At 55.5% G+C, this 18989-nt stretch carries 18 protein-coding genes; 5 read left to right on the top strand and 13 right to left on the bottom strand.

All coding sequences use genetic code 11. From position 1 onward, the window contains the following. Window positions 1-10 precede the first annotated feature (10 nt). From RT018_RS06825 to RT018_RS06770, 12 genes are all read right to left on the bottom strand, one after another. A complete protein-coding gene (locus RT018_RS06825; RefSeq protein WP_312940432.1) occupies window positions 11-919 on the bottom strand; it encodes a transporter substrate-binding domain-containing protein in 909 nt (302 codons plus the stop codon). A gap of 325 nt (window positions 920-1244) precedes the next feature. Continuing rightward, window positions 1245-2447 carry a VWA domain-containing protein gene (locus RT018_RS06820; RefSeq protein ID WP_312940431.1) on the bottom strand — a complete coding sequence of 401 codons (1203 nt, stop codon included), beginning with the start codon at window positions 2445-2447 and terminating at the stop codon, window positions 1245-1247. Between the two features lie 4 nt (window positions 2448-2451). Further along, window positions 2452-3252, bottom strand: coding sequence for a MoxR family ATPase (locus RT018_RS06815; RefSeq protein WP_312940430.1), 801 nt, complete (start codon window positions 3250-3252; stop codon window positions 2452-2454). Window positions 3253-3496: 244 nt separating this feature from the next. Continuing rightward, window positions 3497-4663: a sodium ion-translocating decarboxylase subunit beta gene (locus RT018_RS06810; protein ID WP_312940429.1), complete on the bottom strand. Its 1167-nt coding sequence runs from the start codon at window positions 4661-4663 to the stop codon at window positions 3497-3499. A gap of 20 nt (window positions 4664-4683) precedes the next feature. Continuing rightward, window positions 4684-5097 (bottom strand): biotin/lipoyl-containing protein, encoded by a 414-nt coding sequence (locus tag RT018_RS06805; protein ID WP_312940427.1) that lies wholly within the window; start codon window positions 5095-5097, stop codon window positions 4684-4686. 63 nt (window positions 5098-5160) lie between these two features. Continuing rightward, window positions 5161-5457 (bottom strand): OadG family protein, encoded by a 297-nt coding sequence (locus RT018_RS06800; RefSeq protein ID WP_312940426.1) that lies wholly within the window; start codon window positions 5455-5457, stop codon window positions 5161-5163. Window positions 5458-5469: 12 nt separating this feature from the next. After that, window positions 5470-7239, bottom strand: a complete 1770-nt coding sequence (locus tag RT018_RS06795) for a carboxyl transferase domain-containing protein (protein ID WP_312940424.1) — start codon at window positions 7237-7239, stop codon at window positions 5470-5472. A 97-nt stretch (window positions 7240-7336) separates the two neighbouring features. After that, window positions 7337-8479 carry a (R)-2-hydroxyglutaryl-CoA dehydratase subunit beta gene (gene hgdB / locus RT018_RS06790; protein ID WP_312940422.1) on the bottom strand — a complete coding sequence of 381 codons (1143 nt, stop codon included), beginning with the start codon at window positions 8477-8479 and terminating at the stop codon, window positions 7337-7339. Next, the gene (locus tag RT018_RS06785) at window positions 8476-9759 is read right to left on the bottom strand and encodes a 2-hydroxyacyl-CoA dehydratase (protein WP_312940420.1); all 1284 of its coding nucleotides are present in this window, start codon (window positions 9757-9759) and stop codon (window positions 8476-8478) included. The genes hgdB and RT018_RS06785 overlap by 4 nt, the downstream gene beginning before the upstream one ends. 104 nt (window positions 9760-9863) lie before the next feature. After that, complete coding sequence (gene hgdC, locus RT018_RS06780) at window positions 9864-10649, bottom strand: (R)-2-hydroxyglutaryl-CoA dehydratase activase HgdC (RefSeq protein ID WP_312940418.1); 786 nt, start codon at window positions 10647-10649, stop codon at window positions 9864-9866. A 374-nt stretch (window positions 10650-11023) separates the two neighbouring features. Then, window positions 11024-11992 (bottom strand): hydroxyacid dehydrogenase, encoded by a 969-nt coding sequence (locus tag RT018_RS06775; protein ID WP_312940416.1) that lies wholly within the window; start codon window positions 11990-11992, stop codon window positions 11024-11026. Window positions 11993-12261: 269 nt separating this feature from the next. Continuing rightward, window positions 12262-13113 carry an AraC family transcriptional regulator gene (locus RT018_RS06770; RefSeq protein WP_312940414.1) on the bottom strand — a complete coding sequence of 284 codons (852 nt, stop codon included), beginning with the start codon at window positions 13111-13113 and terminating at the stop codon, window positions 12262-12264. 194 nt (window positions 13114-13307) lie between these two features. Here RT018_RS06770 and RT018_RS06765 point away from each other — a divergent pair, with 194 nt between their 5' ends. The 3 genes from RT018_RS06765 to RT018_RS06755 all read left to right on the top strand — a co-directional run bounded on the left by RT018_RS06765 (window position 13308) and on the right by RT018_RS06755 (window position 16335). Next, entirely contained in the window at window positions 13308-14420 is a 1113-nt protein-coding gene (locus RT018_RS06765) for a CoA-transferase (RefSeq protein ID WP_312940411.1), read from the top strand. A gap of 2 nt (window positions 14421-14422) precedes the next feature. Beyond that, window positions 14423-15220, top strand: a complete 798-nt coding sequence (gene gctB, locus RT018_RS06760; protein WP_312940410.1) for a glutaconate CoA-transferase subunit B — start codon at window positions 14423-14425, stop codon at window positions 15218-15220. A 239-nt stretch (window positions 15221-15459) separates the two neighbouring features. After that, on the top strand, window positions 15460-16335 hold the full coding sequence (locus tag RT018_RS06755; protein WP_312940408.1) for a radical SAM protein: 876 nt from the start codon (window positions 15460-15462) through the stop codon (window positions 16333-16335). 242 nt (window positions 16336-16577) lie between these two features. Here RT018_RS06755 and RT018_RS06750 read toward each other — a convergent pair whose 3' ends face one another. Beyond that, window positions 16578-17405, bottom strand: a complete 828-nt coding sequence (locus RT018_RS06750; RefSeq protein ID WP_312940406.1) for a polysaccharide deacetylase family protein — start codon at window positions 17403-17405, stop codon at window positions 16578-16580. Window positions 17406-17644: 239 nt separating this feature from the next. Here RT018_RS06750 and RT018_RS06745 point away from each other — a divergent pair, with 239 nt between their 5' ends. Both RT018_RS06745 and RT018_RS06740 read left to right on the top strand, forming a co-directional pair. Then, on the top strand, window positions 17645-18469 hold the full coding sequence (locus tag RT018_RS06745) for a NifB/NifX family molybdenum-iron cluster-binding protein (RefSeq protein WP_312940404.1): 825 nt from the start codon (window positions 17645-17647) through the stop codon (window positions 18467-18469). Between the two features lie 178 nt (window positions 18470-18647). After that, on the top strand, window positions 18648-18962 hold the full coding sequence (locus RT018_RS06740) for a hypothetical protein (RefSeq protein ID WP_312940403.1): 315 nt from the start codon (window positions 18648-18650) through the stop codon (window positions 18960-18962). The last annotated feature ends 27 nt before the right edge of the window (window positions 18963-18989 follow it).

Raw genomic sequence — 18989 nt, 5'->3', positions numbered from 1 at the left:
CGGAGAAATCTCAGCCAGCCTGAGAAGAAGCGGCGGCAGAGGAAGCGCCGCCTTCCAGAAGACCCTCGTGAATATTGCCGCCAGCCTGCTCGTTAGCAGTAGCAACAAAGTCGTCCATAGAGCCGTCCGCCAGCGCAGCGGCGACCGCCTCGTTCACGCCGGCAAGCAGGGCCGCGTTGCCCTTCTGCACGCCCACGGAAGAACCCTTCACGTCATAGGGCACGTCGAAGGCCACATACAGGTCGGGATAATTCTTGGCATAGCTCTGGGCCACCACTGTCTCAACGAAACCGGCGTCCAGCTTGCCGCCCAGCAGCTCGGAAACCACATCGGTCACCTTGGGAAGCTGGACAATATCGGCGTCGGGCGTGTTCTCAACCGCCAGTTTATACTGGATGGAGCCCAACTGCGCGCCGATGGACAAAGCAGGGTCGTTCAACTCCGCCATAGAGGCCCACTTATCCTTGTTGGCCTGGGTGACCACCAGAGACTGACCGCCCGAATAGTACGTGTCGGAGAAATCCATGGCTTCCATACGGTCCGGATCGGGACTGAGGCCGGCCAGACCAATGTCCACATTTCCGGCATTTAGCTCAGCCAGCACGCCGTCAAAGTCCATGGTGACGATCTCCAGCTCCAGATTCAGATAGTCGGCAATGTATCCGGCCAGCGCCAGATCAAATCCCGCAAGCTGCGCATCGCCGTTTTCGTCGATGGCGTAAAACTCATAAGGGGCAAAGTCGGGAGAGGTGGCCACGGTCAGCTTGCCGGGCGTCACCGTCTGGATACCCGTCTCGGCGGAGCCGCTGCCGTCGGACCCGGAGGGAGCGGAGGAACCGGCAGACCCGCCGGAATTTCCGCAGGCAACAAGGGACAGAACCATTGCAAGGCTCAGTGCAAGTGCAAAAAACTTCTTCATGATATTCGCATCCTTTTCCAAAATCTGCTTGCCCGCACGGCGGGCGTTATTCACTCATTTCAGGGAAAACAAGCATCCTCCCTGAAGCTTGCTATACCTTATCATGCCGGACGCACAATGTCAATACTTTTCCATAAAGAATGTATAAATATTTGTTTGAATCCAGCCATTCTTCAAAATTTAACAGCATATTTTCTACAATTTATTCCTCATATTGTGCATTTTGACCATTCATTTCTGTATGCTTTTTGCATTTATGCATTTTCTTTTGTATAAGGGCTTTTTGCTGCACAAAGACTTGCATTACGGCCCTGTCCTGAATCACCTAGCGGGGCGCCATCAGATGGTGCAAGGCAGCATCCAGCCCGTCGATGCTTAAAGGAAACATGGAAATTTCCTGACGAATCCTGTGAATGGTGTGGCTTCCTCTGGTATAGTCCCACCGCTCTTGCGGGATGGGATTCAGCCATGCCGTGTGGGCCGATTTTTCCGCAAAACGACGCAGCCAAACGATGCCCGGATCCTGATTAATCCGGTAATAGTCAAGACTTCCCCCCTCTCTCAAAAGCTCCTCCGGGGACATAGCCCCATCCCCCACGAACAGAATCTTCCAGGAGGAATTCAGCTTTGAAAGCACGCCGCTTGTTCCCTCGCTCTCCCTGTAATAACATTCCGGGGTAGTAAACAGATCGTCATATACACAGTTGTGAAAATAGTAGGTTTTCAGTTCCTTAAAATGGCTAGCCTCATGGACTGCATGGAAAAGCCTTGAACACAGACGGGAATAAGACCACATGGAGCCGCCGGAATCAAACAACAGCAGTAACCGCACGTCATTTTTCCGGGGTCGGTCGAATTGCAGTTTTAAAAAGCCGCCGCTGTCGCAGGTGGCTTGCACCGTCTCGTCCAGCATCAGCTGGTCCTTGAGTCCATCCCCTTTCACCGTCAGGTTTCGCAGGCGACGAAACGCCATTTGAAACTGCCGCAGCTCCAGCGCCGCGTCCTGTCGGAAATCCCGATAGTCCCGCTCTGCTGCCACCTGCACGGCGCTTCTGTGCCGTCCCGGTCCGCCGATCCGTATTCCGGCGGGGTTGTAGCCCCCATGGCCAAAGGGAGAAATTCCGCCGGTTCCCACCCATTTGCTGCCGCCGTCGTGGCGCTCTGTCTGTTCGGCAAGTCGCTCTTCCAGCATCTTTTTCAGTTCTTCAAGGTTCAGCCCGCCTCCAAATTGAGCGTCTACCGCATCCTTGTCAATGTTCTGCTGCGCAGCTGCCTCTGCCAGCCAGCTCAGAAATTCCTCCGGCAACTCCCGGACGAACTCTACATCGTGGAAATACTCCGCAAAGGCCAAATCGAAATGGTCAAAATCCGCCTCGCTTCTGGCCAAAATGCAGCGGGCCAGCTGGTAAAAATCCGTCAGTTGGGAGCCGTGCAGTCCCAGACGTAGCGCCTCCATCAACGTGAGCCACTCATTTAAGGATACGTCCAGCCCATGTCGGCGCAGGGCGTAAAAAAATCCCGTAAACATCCGCTCACCGCCGCCCAATAACGTCCAAATCCTCTGTCTTCTTCAACAGAACTCCCGCAAAGGGCAGCGTTTTACGCAACAACTCCGGATCCACGCCGCCGATGCTCAGAGCCTGCACCCAATCCAAAAGTTCGCTGGTAGAAGGCTTTTTTTGCAGGTTACGGCTCCGCAGGGCGTAAAACTGTTTCAGCGCCTGCTCCAAAAGCTGGCTGTCCAACTCCGGATAGTGAGCGCGGACGATCTGCTCCATCATTGGCGCGTCTGGGAAGGCAATATAGTGAAAAATGCAGCGGCGCAAAAAGGCGTCCGGAAGCTCTTTTTCCGCGTTGGAAGTGATGATGACAATGGGACGGTGCTTCGCCCGGACAGTTTCCTTCGTCTCGGGGATATAAAACTCCATGCGGTCGAGTTCCCACAAAAGGTCGTTGGGAAATTCCAAATCGGCCTTGTCGATTTCGTCAATCAGCAGGACCACCTGTTCCCCGGCCTGGAAGGCCTCTCCCATTTTTCCCAGCTTGATGTATTTCCGAATGTCATTCACACCGGTTTCGCCAAACTGGCTGTCATACAGGCGGGCCACGGTGTCGTAAACATACAGTCCGTCCTGCGCTTTGGTGGTGGACTTGATGTTCCACACCATCAGTTCCATTCCAAGAGACTCCGCAACCGCTTGCGCCAGCATTGTTTTTCCGGTTCCCGGCTCGCCCTTGATCAACAGAGGTTTTTGAAGTGCCCGGGCAATTTCCGCCACCCGCAACAGTTCCGGTGAGGCAATATAGTCCTTTGTACTGTTCAGTTCTTTCATAGTTCCTCCAAGTGATATTTCATTAAAGTTCATCAAGGGGCTGCCGCAATCTTGCGGCAGCCCCTTTTTATGTCTTTCAACAACTTGCCGTTAATTCCGGCGCAGTGGACGTTTCGTCCCGCTTCGTCTCCTTCCGCCGCAAGCCAGTGAAGCGTTTGCGGTGGAACAAGAAAGAGCAAGGGCGTGAAACACGGTTTTTGCCGCAGGCGGAAATCTAGCGCAGTGGACTTTGCTCCACCGCCGCTTATCCGAAGAGCTTCAGCAGGCAACCAGCCGCCACTGCGGAGCCAATCACGCCAGCCACGTTGGGGCCCATGGCGTGCATCAGCAGGAAGTTGGAAGGATTGTATTTCTGACCCACCATCTGAGACACGCGGGCCGCCATAGGAACGGCGGACACACCGGCGGAGCCGATGAGGGGGTTGATCTTGCCGCCGGAGAGAACGCACATCAGTTTTCCAAACAGCACGCCGCAAGTGGTGGCAAAGGCGAAAGCGATGAGTCCCAAAGCGATAATTTTAATGGTATCCCAGCTGAGGAACCGATCATACACAGCGGTTGCGCCAACAGAAACACTGAGAAAAATGGTGACAATATTCATCAGTGCGTTCTGCACGGTGTCGCTAAGACGCTCGGTCACGCCGCACTCCTTAAAGAGGTTGCCCAGCATCAAACAGCCCAACAGGGGTGCTACGGAGGGCAACACCAGACAGGTGACAATGGAAACCATAATTGGGAAGACGATTTTCTCGGTCTTAGATACGGGACGCAGCGTTTCCATCTTAATCTTGCGCTCTTTCTCCGTAGTGAACAGCTTCATAATGGGCGGCTGAATCAACGGAATCAGAGCCATGTAGGAGTAAGCTGCGATGGCGATAGGACCCAGATATTCCGGGGCCAGAATCTTGGTCAACCAGATAGCCGTGGGGCCGTCCGCGCCGCCGATAATGGCGATGGCCGCGGCAACCTTGGGTGCAAACCCCATAGCCGTGGCCATCAGCAACGCCACAAAGATTCCGCCCTGCGCCGCCGCGCCCATAAACAGGGAGGACGGGCGGGCAATCAGGGGACTGAAATCCGTCATGGCGCCGACGCCCATGAAAATCAAAGAGGGGTACAGACCGGTCTTGACGCCGATATACAGCAGGTCAAGCAAACCTCCATCATGGAGCACATCGCCATAATTGATATCTGCGCCCCAGAATTCAGGGTGATAAACGCCCGATCCGGGAAGATTTGTCAGCAGCATTCCAAAGGCAATGCCTACCAGCAACAAAGGCTCAAACTTCTTTACGATGCCAAGATACAGCAGCCCACAAGAAATGATGATCATGATCAGCTGCCGCAAATCCATTGTCGCAAAGCCGGAGGTTCCGGCAAGGCCGGTGATAACTCCAGTCACTAAATCCATTGGTTAAAGCTCCTTTCCGATCAACCCAGCTGAACCAACTGGGCGCCGGCGTCAAACTGTTCACCGACCTTAAAGAATACCTGCGCCACCGTACCCGCACAGGGAGCCATAATTTCGTTTTCCATCTTCATAGCCTCAAAGGTCAAAAGAACCTGACCGGCAGTGACTGCGTCGCCCGCCTTGATGGGAAGAGACAGAATCTTGCCCGCCATAGGAGCGGTAACCGCGCCCTCTCCGGCGGCAACGGGAGCAGCGGGAGCAGGTGCTGCCGCAGGTGCAGGAGCAGCAGCGGGAGCAGCAGCGGGAGCAGCGGCAGGGGCAGCGATGGGAGTCACGCTCTGGATGCGGGGAGCAGCGGCGGGGGCGGAAGCATCGTTTTCAGCCACCTGAACGTCATAAGCCTTGCCATTGACGGTAATCGTATAAGCTCTCATGTCAATTTCTCCTTAAAACAAATATGAATTTTATTTTTCTTTGAGCTTGGAATCAAAAGACGTTCAGTCCAAATCCCGCCCGTTGCGAATGAAGGGATTGCGGCGTACCCGCTCGTATTCCGCGATGGCCGCGGAGAGAACGGCAATCAGTTCTGCGTCGTCCTGCTTTGGCGCGGCTGCGGGCGCGGCCACCGTTCCAGTCGGGGCCTTGGTGGGCGCGGTCTTTCCCACGTTTCGGGTGGCAATCTTGCCGGACACAATCAGAATTACATAAAGCAGCAGCAAAACTGAAAACACAACCAGCATACTGGCAACGCTGACGATACCGGCCTGCCCCATGGTCATATTACCTAGAATCATACATTCACCTTCTTATTTGTTCATCATACGGTCCCAGTCGCGGATGACTCTGGGCGTGATCATATGGTGGAAGGGGCAGATGGACTCGGGATTCTGATAAGCCGCGCCCACAAATGCGCAGATGTAATTGCGCAACTTGGGCATCTCCACAATCTCATCCACCAGACCGGTCTTGGCACAGGAAGCGGGACGGGACTTGTCGGCATACTCCTGAATCAGCTCGTTCATCTTGTCGATGGTAGGCTGAATGTCCTTGCCTTCCTTCTTGTCCTTGACAAGGCGGCGGGAATACATGGCAGCCGCGGCGGTTTCGCCGTGCATCACGTAAATTTCGGTGGCCGCGGTGCCGATGCTGAATATGTTGCGCGCATTGCCCTGCGGTCCGCCCATGACATAGTGGGCAGCGGCGGTACCCTTGCGCAGGGTAATCTCCATCTGGGGGACCTTTGCGTTATGGATGGAGTAAATCAAAGACTGGCCAAGGCCCAGCAACTCCGCCTTCTCAGCGGGGTCACCCACGTCGATGCCGGTGGTATCCTGCATCCACACGATGGGCAAGCGGTCTCTTCCGCACATGGTGACAAACTCGCTCATCTTAATCAAGCCTTGGCGATACAGCTTGCCGCCCACGCCCACGGAACCGGCCTCGCGATACTCGGGATAGCCGGGAATCAGACCCTGATAGTTTGCCACCACACCGGTGAGAAGACCGTTGATCCGGGCAAGGCCGCAGACGATTTCGGGGCCATAGCCCTTTTTGAACTCCATAAACTCGCTGTTGTCGAACAGGCAGGCCAGCACTTCCCGAATGTCATAGGCACGCTTCTGGTTGGAGGGCACACGGGTATAAAGCTCCTCGCCCTGGTGCGCCGGCTCCATGGGGTCCGCCACCCGGAAGAAGTTTTCATTGTAACCGGGGATAGCGTCCATATACTTCTTGATAGCAGTCAAAACGCCCTCTTCTCCAGAGTATACCTCGCGGAAGAAGCCGGTTTCACCAAAGTGGATATGCACCGCGCCGGGAGGATCGATCTTTCCGGCCTTGACGGTGGCATCGATCAAAGCCTCGGCGGCTTCTTCGTCCACATAGCCCTTGGGATTCATGCCGCCCACGATGCCCGCGCCGCCCACGGCCATGTTGGCCTTCTCATGGGCAATGAGGATGGTGGGGCTGACGGCATGATAGCCGCCGCCGGCGGGGTTGGTTCCGTAAATGCCAACCAGCACGGGAATGCCCATCTGCTCCAGCTCGGCGTGGCGATAGAAGGGCGTGCCGCCAGTGACACGGCCCGCGAAGACCTTTTCCTGCTCATCCAGCTTCACGCCGGAGCAGTTGAGCACGTACACCAGAGGAATACGGAGCATCTTGGCAATGTCCGTGGCCCGGGTCAGCTTCAGGGCCTGACCGGGGACCCACGCACCCGCCAATTTCTTGTTGTCGGAGGCGATGACCACCGCCCACTTATCCTGAATCTTTCCCATGCCGATCAGCACGCCGGTGGAGCCGTTCTTGTTCTTCTCGGGATTATACAGGCTGTCCAGAGGGCACCAAGTGCCCTCGTCCACCAGAAGATTCACTCGCTGGCTGGCAGTCATCTGCCCGGCCTGATTAAGGGACTCATCGCTGCGGCCTGCGGCCAGAGTGGCTTCCACCTCAGCGTTATACGCGGCTTCGACTTCCCGCAGAATCTTTTTGTTTTCCTCGTTCGTCGCTTGAAGCGGCGTTCCCAGTTGAGGCATGTTCTGGAAATAGGAAGGCATGGAATAGCCAAATGCGCTCATATCGTACCACCTTATCATGTAATTTGGCCGCGGGCGGAAAAGCGGGACGGCAGCCCGGCCAACCGGCCGTCCCGCGCAATTCAAACTTTCATGTTTCTCAGAGGGAAATTACATCCGCAAACGCCTGAATGGCGGTACGCGCCTGTCCAAAGTCCCGCATCTGCTGGTCCACGCCCAGCTTAATATGGGGAATCCCGGCCTCGTCCAGCGCCTTTTTCAAAGAGGGATACTCCATCTCCTCGGGGTCACAGAACTGCTGCATAAACAGCACCAGACCCTTGGCGCCGCTCTCCTTCACCAGTCTGGCTACGTATTCGCCCCGGCGGTTCTCGCTGGAACTTTCATCGTAAAGCAGCACGTCGTAATCCTGATCGGCAAACTGCTGAGCCAGCGCCTCCATGGGGTCGCCCGTCTCAGGAGCGTCCACCCGGAAGGCCCGGGACTCGTGCGCCACATCGTCAGCGGCAATGGCCACCTTGTTCTCCTCAAAAATCTCCAGCAGCTTGGGATTGTCGCAGATAATGCCCGAGGTGACGACCTTTACGCCCTTCCAGTTGCACACGGGTAAGGCCTTCAACTCCGCGTTGAGCGCTTCCAGCTTTTCGGCGTGCTCTGCCTTAGGCATGAACCACGCGGCCTTCAGCACCGCGCTGCGCATCACAGGGGTAATCACGTCGCAATGGTCGCTGGCAAGCTTCACAAACTCCCTGCGAGCAGCGCGGCTGCGGTTATAAACCTTGATGGCATCCCGCAGAGCCTCGTCCGTAATCGGTGCTCCAGAGATTTTCTCCAGCTCGGTTTTGATGTGGGTATACTGGTCCATGCAGAATTTCTTGCCGTAGGCAGGTCTGCGGTTCTGGGGGTGGGCCAGAAAAATGCAGGGTAGCTTCTCGCTCATGGCCACGCGGATATTCTGACTCATGGGGCGAAGGGTGTCACAGATGGTGGGGGTAATCACGCCGTCCAGCAGGTCCAGCGTACCGTCCAGCAGCATCTCAAGGTCCAGCTGGGCAATGGTGCAATAAAACGTGGCGCAGTATTCCTTGGCTTGAGAGATGGTCTTGTTGTTGCTGCCCCACAGGCCGAAGGGCATCATTCCGGCGGCGGCCACCAATTCCTCGGGTGCGTAATAGGGCATCACGCCAATGCACTTTTTGCCTTCTGCCTTATACTTTTTGATCTGCTCCTTGGGGTTTCGCGCCACGGCGGTAAATTCTTTTACAATTCCTTCGATGCTCATGCCCTGGCCTCCTTCTGCTTCATGTTCTCCTCCATGGCTTCCACCAGACCCTGTACCCGGGTTTCATACTGGGCCTCGTTGAAGTTGCGGGGATCGGCCTGATCGCCGTCGAACCCGGCGCAGGGAACGCCCAAGTCCTTTGTGAAGCGGCGCTGCATCTCGGCCATATAGCCGGACCAGGGCTTGCAGGAACGGTTATAGTGGACCAGAACACCGTCCACCTTGTTGTCGCGGCAAATGCCCTCGCGCCAATCCACGCCCTGCTCAATGCATACGCTGTTGGGCGCCTTGCAGTAAGCTCTTGCCATATCGTCCAGACCGTTGTATACGAAGCCGAACGCAGGGGCGTAAACCACGGCGGTGACATTGACGCCGTTGGCCTTCAGAGGCTTAAACAGGGTTTTCAGATTGGGCCAGCAGGGAATGCCTTCAAACATAATGCGGTACTTCTCGGGGAAGGGCGCGGTGGTGGTGCCGTTTTTCACGTGTTCTTCCAGTTCGGTGGCCAGCAGCTCAAAGGCCTCCGCCGTCTCCACCTTGCCACGGGCGGTCACCACGTCCGCCATGTGGTTGAACAGGTCAAAGCCGCTCATGGGAGAGGGTTTATACTGCAAAAAGTCGCACACCTTCAGCCATGCCTTGGCGGTGCGGTTTGCGTTGGCGCAAGCCTGCTCGAACTTCTTCTCGTCAAACTTTGTCCCGGCGATCTTCTCCATCTGACGGATGGCGTCATCAAACTGGCCGCGGATATAGGCCACCTGAGAATCGCTGACAGTGACTTCGTTGTTGTAGGGCACGTCGATCATGATGAGGGGGATGTTGTGCGTCCGGGCGATGTTCTCATACCACTTGGTCATGCAGTTGCAGATGTTGTTGCAGCAAAGCACAAAGTCCGGCATGGGAACGCGGCGGGACTCGTTGGTCGTCTCCACCCCGGCGGAATAGGCAAGGGAAATGCGGGCGTAACCGCAGATGTCCGGGTCATACCCCAGAGACTCCGCCGCCTCGCACATCCGCTGTCCGTCGTGCTGCGCACCGATACCGGCAGCCTGATTCTCCGGGTAGACGACCGCCAAACCCAGGGCCTCAGCAATTTCGCAGGGGAACTTGGACGAGGACCAGCCCACGGGGCGGCCCGCCTCTTTCGATTCCCATGCAGCGGCGTACACCTTGCTCACCACGTCCCGAAGGGCCTGCGTGCCGGGGCTGACCGGCTTGGGGGCCTTCTTAACGGGGGCCGCCTCTGGGGTGGCCGCAGTGGTCTTTTCGTTTTCAGCCATGAATATATCCTCCGTTTCTCATAAGCTTGCATTTCTTTTCCTGAGATAGCGCCGCGTCCCGGTTGGGACGGGTGCGTGGTTCCCCTTTCGGGATCACTTGCCGATTATTTGCTGGCTTTCTGCCATGCATACAGCGCGGCGCCCAGTGCGCCGTTGTACTGTGTCAGGGGCGAGGTAAGAATGGGATGGCCCAGCACCTCCTGCAAGGCGGAAACAATCCCGCCGTTCTGCGCGACGCCGCCGGTCATCACCACCGCGTCCCGCACGCCGATGCGCTTGGCAAGCCCCACCACCCGGGAAGCCACGGACTTGTGGATTCCGTTGATGATGTCCCGCTTGTCGCTGCCCTTGGCAAGTTGGCTGATTACCTCGCTCTCAGCAAACACAGTGCAGGTGGAGCTGATTTCCACATTTTTGGTGGATTGGGCGCCAAGGGTCGCAAGATCCTCCACCTTTACCTCCAGCACCCGGGCCATTACGTCCAGAAACCGACCGGTACCGGCGGCGCACTTGTCGTTCATGGCGAAATTCACCATCACGCCATTTTCAATCTCCAACACCTTCACGTCCTGCCCGCCGATGTCGATGACAGTGCGGACCTCCGGAAACAGGAAAAACGCGCCCTTTGCGTGGCAGCTCAACTCGCTCATCTGGTGGTCCGCCACGTCGTCCAGAGAATTGCGGCCGTAACCGGTTGCCAGAATGAATGCCATGTCTTCTTTCTTCATCCCCGCGGCTTCCAGCACCTCGGCAATGGCGCGGCTGGGTCCACTGGTTCCTGCGCCCACGCTTACAAGCGACTTGGCCACAATATCCTTCCCGTCCCTCATGATTACACATTTGGAGGCGGTGGACCCCACGTCAATGCCCATTGTATAAATTTCACTCATAAAAAGCAGCCTCCTTTGGGGCAATGGGGAACGCAACCCCGTGTTCTCCCCCGCTCTACGGAATACATCCACCCGGAATCCGAAAAAGTCCTTTGAACAGGTGGTTTTTTGATGATTCCACAGCTTTAGAATACCATATGGGGGCAAATTGTAAATACTGCCCCGCGTTAAAAAATTAGCATATATTGCTTTTTGGTTCGTCTGCTCTCACAATTTTGCCCAGTTCAATCTAAAAAAATTGACAGATTGTCAAATAAATTGATCTGACACAACCGCTCTCCGGGTAAAAACCGACCGCCAGCCGAAAGCAATTTCAGCAGGCGGCCAGAAAATTGAGTGTGCGCGGCTCGGGCGCCGCGTCACCCGAAATTGCCTCAGATCTTGTTGGCGGGGCAGGCCGGAGCTCGCCCGTAGCACAGGTTGACAAGATCGGTGGCGCAGGAGGTACAGCAGTTAATCACGGACTCCTCCGTGGAGGCGGCGGTGTGGGGCGTGAGAACCACATTGTCCATGTCCATCATCTGGCGGCTGTTTTCGCTGAGCGGCTCGGGCTCAAACACGTCCAGTCCCGCGCCGAACAGAACACCGGTCTTCAAGGCCTCCACCATTTCTTCCTCATAAATCAGGCCGCCGCGCGCCACGTTCAGGAAGATGGCGCGGGGTTTCATCATTTTGAACTGCTCCATACCCACGGTTTTCTCTGTGGAGGGCATCAAGGGCAAGTGAATGGAAATAAAGTCGGCCGTCTTCCAGATTTCGTCGGCATTGTCCTTCAGCTCAATGGGAAGGCCGCCCAATTGCTCCTTGGTGACATAGGGATCATAACCGATTACCTTCATCCCCAGGCCGTTGATGCACTTGTCTGCAAAAATCTTTGCAATTCTGCCGCAGCCCAGCAGGCCCAGAGTCTTCCCTTGCACCTCCACGGTGTTTTCAAGGCCCATACGTACGTAGAAATTACCGCTGCGGAACTGCTTATCTACGTAGCTGAACCGACGGGCAGTCATCATCAAAAGCATCACGGCATGCTCGGCCACAGCGTTTGCATTGCCAGAAGGAGCGAACACCACCTGAATCTTTTTGGAAGTGGCATAGTCAAGGTCAATATTATCCAGACCCGCCCCCTGCTTGCCAATGCCCTTCAGGTTGGGGCAGGCGTCAATCATGGCGGCGGTCACCGGTTCGGTGCGGCACATAATCACATCGGGCTGATACTCCTTCAACTCCCGGAGATAAGTCTCCTCAGTCAGGTCGCTTGCAACCTTTACCTCCACGTCGTTGCTATTGAAGATTTGGGTCGCCACATCGCTGAGCTTGTTGGTATAATAAGCCTTGTATTTCATGACTTGCGTTCCTCCAAAAATCCATTTTTTCGGGAGCGGTGGGTTTCCCCGCCGCTCCTCTCGTTTTATCTACCACGTAGTATTATCATAGCTTACTCTTTTTAATTTTGCAAGTATTCCTGCAATATATTTTTGATTTTTCATAATTTCCGTCATTTCCGACGGGTTTTCAAACCTCTTTTCGTCATTTTGTAGAGCAAAATTCTCTGTATTTCCCAAGAATATAGGAAATACAGAGAATTAATGATATATATTGTGATGAGGACGACTTACTTTCGCTCCCCCTGACTGAAGCGCTTGGCATATTGCTTGGGTGGCAGCCCGGTTAGGGACGTAAAGGTGCGAATAAAGTGCTCGTTGCTCTGAAAGCCCACCATCTCCCCCGCGGTCTGCACCCGATATCCGTCCTGTAAAAGGCGGCGGGCCCGGAGAATGCGGGTATTGATGACATATTCCATGACGCTGAAGCCGGTGGCCTCTTTAAAGCAATGGCTCAGGTAGTATTTGCTGATAAAAAATTCCGAGGCCACCCGTTCCAGCGTCAGCTTCTCCGCCAGATGCTCCTGCAAATATTCCAACACCGCGCTGATTTGCAGCGCTCCTTCCCTGCTTCCGGGGGCGGAAGGGCGCTCAATCTGGCAAAGCTCGTCCGCCCACCGGCGGACCGGCGCCATGGACAGCGCCTGAAGCAAAAATTCAGACAGAAGCAGCATTTGGTTCAGGTCGGAACCAAAGCCCGCGTTCTTGCGCCCCTGCTCCCAGTCCAGCCGCTTTAAAAGGGTCAGCAGTTCATTGTACCGGTTTCCCGTATCCACCATTCGCTCAGCCTCCTGCACCCGGCGGTAAAGGTCGGTCTGCGGAGTGGAGATGGCATGAATCGTGGGGATGGGCACATGGAGCACATATCGCTCATAGGGCTCGGAAGCCAACGTTTTGTGCAAGGTAGCGTCCGGCAGAATAAACAGGGCCCCAGGGTGCAGAGAATAGACCTGATTCTCTACGAACATTTCTCCGCCCCGGGAGACAGGCATCAAAAATTCAACGCTCTCATGAAAATGAGGGCGGTCCATATACCAGGAGTTATCCCGGCTCATCTTTAAATAAAACGGCTGCACCTGCATACCGGCCCCCTCCTTTCTTCTCTTTCTACAACAGCGCAAAATCAGGCAGTAAAACAATATCCGCTAATTTTTTCGCGCAAATGTTCCTTTACAGAGGTTTAACATATGTTACTATGATATATGATTCCCTATGAAAACACAAGCTTTTTTGTGTTTTCAGACAGAAATACAATCAGAATGTGGAGGCAATCGTAATGGGAAAAGTTTGCACGCTCTCCGAAGCCGTAGCCCGGTATGTGAAGAGCGGAGACACCATCTGCTTTGGCGGTTTTACCACAAACCGCAAGCCCTATGCCGCCGTGTATGAAATCCTGCGTCAGGGGCAGAAGGATTTCACCGCCTGGGGTGGCCCGGCGGGTGGCGACTGGGATATGATGATTGGCGAGGGTCGCGTGAAGGCGTATATCAACTGCTATACTGCCAACTCCGGCTATACCAACGTTTCTCGCCGCTTTCGCGCCGCAATTGAGGAGGGCAAGCTGACCTTTGAGGACTATTCTCAGGATGTTTTGATGCTTCAGCTACACGCCGCCTCTTTGGGTCTGCCCTTCCTGCCCGTGCGCCTGATGAACGGCTCCGGACTGACGGAGCACTGGGGTATCAGCCGCGAGGAGCGGGAAAAAATGGACTCCGTGGACAACGACAAGTTTGTTTCCGTGGACAATCCTTTCAATCCTGGTGAAAAAGTGATCGCCGTACCGGTTCCCAAGCTGGACTGTGCCATCATCCATGTGCAAAAGGCCTCACCCGACGGAACCTGCATCATTGAGGGTGATGAGTTCCACGACGTGGACATCGCCGTGGCCGCCAAGCGGACCATCGTCACCTGCGAGGAGCTGGTTTCCGACGAGTTTATTCGCCGGGATCCCACGCTGACTCGCATCTTCGGCATGTGCGTGGACGCGGTGGTTCACGCGCCCCACGGCGCATGGCCCGCCCAGTGCTATGGGTATTACGATGTGGATAGCAAGGCCATGACGGAGTATGACAAGGCATCCAAATATCAGGATGCCGACGACGCCAAGCGCCAGCTTGCCAAAGCCGCCGAAAAGGCTAAAAAGGCGGCCGATAAGGACCCCGGCGACGCAAAGGCGGCCGAAAAGGCCCAGAAGGCCGCAGCCGCCGCCAAGGGCGCGGAGGACGGCACCGCTGTTCCCGAAACCTTCCAGGACTTCTTGAGCAAGTGGGTTTACAGCGTGAAAACCCACGAGGAACTGCTGGATAAGGTGGGCGCAAGCCGCCTGATTTCCACCAAAAACGTGCCCGGCCTTGGCTATGCCGGAAAAATTCCGGAAAGGACGTGCTGAAAATGCCTGATTATACTAATTACACAAAGCAGGAAATGCAGGCCTTCGCCATCGCCAAGAACATTCAGGCGAACCAAATTGTCATTGTGGGAACGGGCCTGCCGCTGATCGGTGCATCCCTGGCCAAGCGGATTATCTGCCCCTCCTGCCACCCCATCGTGGAGAGCGGCCTGATGGACTGCGACCCCGTGGAGGTGCCCCGCAGCGTGGGTGACAACCGCTTTATGGCGCACTGTGCCGTGCAGTGGCCCAACGTCCGTTTCATCGGCTTTGAAGCAAATGAGTGGCTTCACGGCGAGGACCGGCTCATCGCCTTCATCGGCGGTGCGCAGATTGATCCCTTCGGCAACGTGAACTCCACCTGCATCGGCGATTATCACCACCCCAAGACCCGCTTCACCGGGTCCGGCGGAGCAAACGGCATTGCCACTTACTGCAACACCGTCATCATGATGCAGCACCAGAAGCGACGCTTCATCGACAAAATTGACTATGTGACCTCCTGTGGCTGGATGGACGGCCCGGGCGGGCGCGAGCGGGCGGGCCTACCGGGCAACCGGGGACCCCAGATGGTGGTGACGGACCTTGGCATCATGAAGTTTGACGAGGATACCAAGCGGATGTATCTCGCCTACTATTACCCCTTCTCCACGCCCGAAATGGTGCAGGAGAACACGGGATTTGAAATCGACGTCAGCCGCGCGCAGTTGATGGAAGGTCCCGACCCCGAAACCATCCGCGTTATCCGGGAAGAAATTGACCCCGGTCAGGCGTTTATCAAGGTTCCAAAGGAAAAATAAGTCTCATTCATGAAATTTTCGCCGTCCTAACGACACACACGAAAGAACCGCCAAAGGCGGTTCTTTCGTGCACTTATGGACCAAAAGGAAATTTCAGCCATTTACACACGGCGCGGAACATGATTTAATGGAGTCTGCCACTTATGCTGAAAATCTTCCGAAATACCTAATCAGACTACAGCGCTTTTAAAAACTTGCCTGTGGCTATTTTGAAGCAACGCTAAAAAAGGAGGGCCCTCATGCTGCACTATTCCGGAACCGTTTACCGCCCCCCCAGCGAGGCTCACAGCCTGATTATTCAGGTGACCGTGGGTTGCAGTCATAACAAATGCGCCTTTTGCAACATGTACAAGGACAAGAAATTCTCCATTACTCCGAGGGAGCAGGTGTTGGAGGATCTACGTTGGGCCCGGGCCCAGTATCCCCGCGTGGAGCGCTTTTTCTTAGCCGACGGAGACGCGCTGATTCTCCCGACGGACCGGCTGTTGGAAATTCTGGGGGATATCCGGGCGCTGTTTCCCGAGTGCACTCGTGTTTCCACCTATGCAAGCCCCAAGAGCATTTTGGGAAAAACGCCGGAGGATCTGTCCGCCCTTCACAAGGCAGGACTGGACTTTGCGTACCTTGGCCTTGAGACCGGAAACGAGGCGTTGCTTCAGAAAATCAACAAGGGCGTGACGGTTGCACAACAAATCGAGGCGGGCCAAAAGCTAAAGGCCGCCGGGCTGGCCCTTTCGGTCACCGCCATCAGCGGACTGGCAGGCTCCAACGGGGACTGGCAGGCTCACGCCATGGACACCGCCAAAGCCCTCAATGCCATGGGGCCTGACTTTATCGCCCTGCTGACTCTGCGCATTTATACTGGCACGCCCATGGCCGACTGGGTTGCAAGCGGCGAGCTGGTGACCCCAACGCCCATGGAGCTGATTCGGGAGGCAAAGCTTCTTCTGGAGCATATTGACTGCCCTGGCGCGGTGTTTCGCTCCAACCACGCCAGCAACTATCTTGTGCTGGCGGGAAACCTGAATCAGGACCGGGACCGGCTGATTGCGGAGTGCGAAGAAGCCCTGCGGGGCGAAGCGCCACTGCGCAAATTTGTGGAGCTGGGGCGTTGACCCTCCAAATCAGTCGGATTTTTTGCCGGCCTGATGAGGTGCTCCACTGATTGGGAAAATTTTTGCCTGATTGGGCGGCAAACACCACATAATTAAGAGAGAGATCTTACCCACCCCAAAAGGTAAGTCTCGCCCCATGATTGGATTCTCCGTGCGGGCCTTCCACAAGAATATGAAAAAACGCCCCTCTGACGTGAAAGCGTCGGAGGGGCGTTCTCAATGCGTTGTTTTGAAGCGTCGGACTATTTTAAAACCGAGGAAAGCTCTCGGTTCATCGTCACGGTGATGCGGGGCAGATCGTGAAGCCCGCGTTTTAAATCGGCAATTTTCGGCTTTGTCACCGCCGTAACGGGAAACAGGCGGTTTACAAGCTCCTCCGCGTCCGGTTCCTTTAATCCAAAGGGATATGCAAAAAAGGTAGGCGCCTGCCCCACTTTTTGCTCAATCAGGTCATAGCTCTCTTGGATATCGTCCAGAACCCGGGTCTGAAACGCCTCATCCGTCTCGTCGGGCCTGCGCTCGATCCCGTTGACGCCGCTCGGATCAAAGCATCCTCCCAGATCCCCCAAATTGTGAAGTGCAAAGCTGTGGGATCCGATCTCCACCAGCCCCGACCCGTCCATCTCCCTGCACATATCCCACGTGAGGAAGTTATCCGCCGGAAGTTCCGGCATCTCCACAATGATGGAGATAACCGCCTTCATCTGATACTTCTGCAAAAGGGGGTACAACAAATCATAGTTGCTGCGATATCCATCGTCAAAAGTAATCAAAATCGGCTTTTCCGGCAGCGGGTCCCCCTCCGCCAGCTCCCGGGGGAGGACGGGATGATAACCACGGTCTCGCAGCCAGCAAAAATCCTTTTCCAAGCGGCTTTCCGTAACGGTCATATCATTGCACTCCGTTCCGTCCGCCTCCACATGGTGATACATCAAGACCGGAAGGGGCGTTCTCCCGTGGGCCGACACTCTCCATATACCCAACCCACAGACTAAAACCACCGCCACAAGGACGGTGATTCCCCTTCTGCTCCTAAAAAACTTATTTGACGAACGCGTATGCCGCTTCACATCTGTCAGCTCCTTTTCCTATCACAGCCGTATGCTATTTGCTATTTTCACATTAATTAGACGGCGGCAGCGCCTAAAAAGTAACACTGATTCTGTACTAATATCATATTTTTTGCAGAAATTAAAAATAAATCCAAAACAATTATTGGCATATACCAAATAAAGCTTGACATTTTGTGCAGATACGTTATAATGCAGTTAATTGGTATATACCAAAAACCTGCATGGAGGAATGTTATTTGCCACGACCAAAAAAATGCAGAAGGGTCTGCTCCCTTCCCCCCAGCTCCACGTTTCTCCCCGTCGACGGTGGGGCACAAAAACAGCCGATCATCCTGACGGTGGACGAATACGAAACTGTGCGTCTCATTGACAGAGAAGGTCTATCCCAGCAAGAGTGCGGCACGTACATGGAAATCGCCCGCGCTTCAGCCCAGCTTATTTACGCGTCTGCCCGCAAAAAAATTGCGTCCGCGCTGGTAGATGGCCTTCCTCTGAAAATCGAAGGGGGCGATTACCGCTTGTGCAGCGGCACGGAGACTTCATGCGGCTTTGGCGGCTGCGGCCGACACCGCCACCACTGCGGTCAATCCGGCGAACAAACTATTGGAGGAATAATGATGAAAAAAATTGCAGCCACCTATGAAAATGGAAATATCTTTCAGCACTTCGGCCATACGGAGCACTTCAAAGTCTACGACGCGGAGGACGGAAAAATAACCAACTCCTCCGTGGTGGATACCAACGGCAGCGGACACGGGGCACTGGCGGCTTTCTTGCAGGGATTGGGCGTGGACGCCCTGATCTGTGGCGGCATCGGTGATGGAGCGCGAACCGCCCTGTCCGAAGCAGGAATTCAGATTTACGGGGGAGTGTCCGGCGCTGCGGACGAGGCGGCGGCGGCGCTGCTTGCCGGGAGCCTGCGCTTTAACCCCAACGCTTCCTGCGGCCACCATCACGGGGAACACTCCCACGCCTGCGGAGAGCACGGCTGCGGAGAGCATCACCACGGAGAGCACGGCCCCGGAGAACGGCATCGCGGAGAGCACCGCCACAAAAATTAGTCGTAAGATTGATGGATCGGGGCGACCTATAACAGGTCGCCCCGGTTTTTTTGGTCCCTGATGGGCCACAGTCTCCGTTGAGTTTGCTTGACAAGGACCACGGCCTCCTTTAAAATGAGGGAAATTCATTTGAAGAGCTGTCCCAGCAAGGGAGGCCCGTTCAGAAAAGGAGACCGCCATGCGCCGCGAGACAGTCCGAATCAGAATACTGGCAATCGCGCTGCTGTCCACGCTTCTGGCAGCTGCGTGGCTGACCGAGGGCTACGCGGCGACCCACCTCCGCCACCGCTGCACAGGGGAGGACTGCACCGTCTGCACAAGGCTTGCGGTCTGCCTGCAAGCGGTGGAGAAGACAGGCCACACGGCCGTCGGTTCCGGCACTTTTTCCGGAAATACGCTTTTCTATCCGGCGGTAGCGGCGCTTCTTTTTTCCGTCGCCGCGCTTCTTTGCCCCTTATCGCTGCTAAAGCTTAAAATCCGGCTGAACAATTAATTGCCCCGCAGGAAGGAAATTTGCCCC

The sequence above is a fragment of the Oscillibacter sp. genome, assembly GCF_032060045.1.
In the GTDB taxonomy this organism is placed as follows: Bacteria; Bacillota; Clostridia; order Oscillospirales; family Oscillospiraceae; genus Oscillibacter.
The sequence above is the reverse complement of the archived record's forward strand: the minus strand, read 5'-3'. Positions and strand labels throughout refer to the sequence as shown.

Excerpts from the sequence above, each read along its gene's own strand:
- RT018_RS06770 (WP_312940414.1), bottom strand. The coding sequence starts at position 13,113 with ATGCAGGTGCAGCCGTTTTATTTAAAGATGAGCCGGGATAACTCCTGG.
- RT018_RS06795 (WP_312940424.1), bottom strand. The coding sequence starts at position 7,239 with ATGAGCGCATTTGGCTATTCCATGCCTTCCTATTTCCAGAACATGCCT.
- gctB (WP_312940410.1), top strand. The coding sequence starts at position 14,423 with ATGCCTGATTATACTAATTACACAAAGCAGGAAATGCAGGCCTTCGCC.
- RT018_RS06805 (WP_312940427.1), bottom strand. The coding sequence starts at position 5,097 with ATGAGAGCTTATACGATTACCGTCAATGGCAAGGCTTATGACGTTCAG.
- RT018_RS06825 (WP_312940432.1), bottom strand. The coding sequence starts at position 919 with ATGAAGAAGTTTTTTGCACTTGCACTGAGCCTTGCAATGGTTCTGTCC.
- RT018_RS06810 (WP_312940429.1), bottom strand. The coding sequence starts at position 4,663 with ATGGATTTAGTGACTGGAGTTATCACCGGCCTTGCCGGAACCTCCGGC.
- RT018_RS06765 (WP_312940411.1), top strand. The coding sequence starts at position 13,308 with ATGGGAAAAGTTTGCACGCTCTCCGAAGCCGTAGCCCGGTATGTGAAG.
- RT018_RS06820 (WP_312940431.1), bottom strand. The coding sequence starts at position 2,447 with ATGTTTACGGGATTTTTTTACGCCCTGCGCCGACATGGGCTGGACGTA.
- RT018_RS06775 (WP_312940416.1), bottom strand. The coding sequence starts at position 11,992 with ATGAAATACAAGGCTTATTATACCAACAAGCTCAGCGATGTGGCGACC.
- hgdC (WP_312940418.1), bottom strand. The coding sequence starts at position 10,649 with ATGAGTGAAATTTATACAATGGGCATTGACGTGGGGTCCACCGCCTCC.
- RT018_RS06815 (WP_312940430.1), bottom strand. The coding sequence starts at position 3,252 with ATGAAAGAACTGAACAGTACAAAGGACTATATTGCCTCACCGGAACTG.
- RT018_RS06740 (WP_312940403.1), top strand. The coding sequence starts at position 18,648 with ATGCGCCGCGAGACAGTCCGAATCAGAATACTGGCAATCGCGCTGCTG.
- RT018_RS06755 (WP_312940408.1), top strand. The coding sequence starts at position 15,460 with ATGCTGCACTATTCCGGAACCGTTTACCGCCCCCCCAGCGAGGCTCAC.
- hgdB (WP_312940422.1), bottom strand. The coding sequence starts at position 8,479 with ATGAGCATCGAAGGAATTGTAAAAGAATTTACCGCCGTGGCGCGAAAC.
- RT018_RS06785 (WP_312940420.1), bottom strand. The coding sequence starts at position 9,759 with ATGGCTGAAAACGAAAAGACCACTGCGGCCACCCCAGAGGCGGCCCCC.
- RT018_RS06800 (WP_312940426.1), bottom strand. The coding sequence starts at position 5,457 with ATGATTCTAGGTAATATGACCATGGGGCAGGCCGGTATCGTCAGCGTT.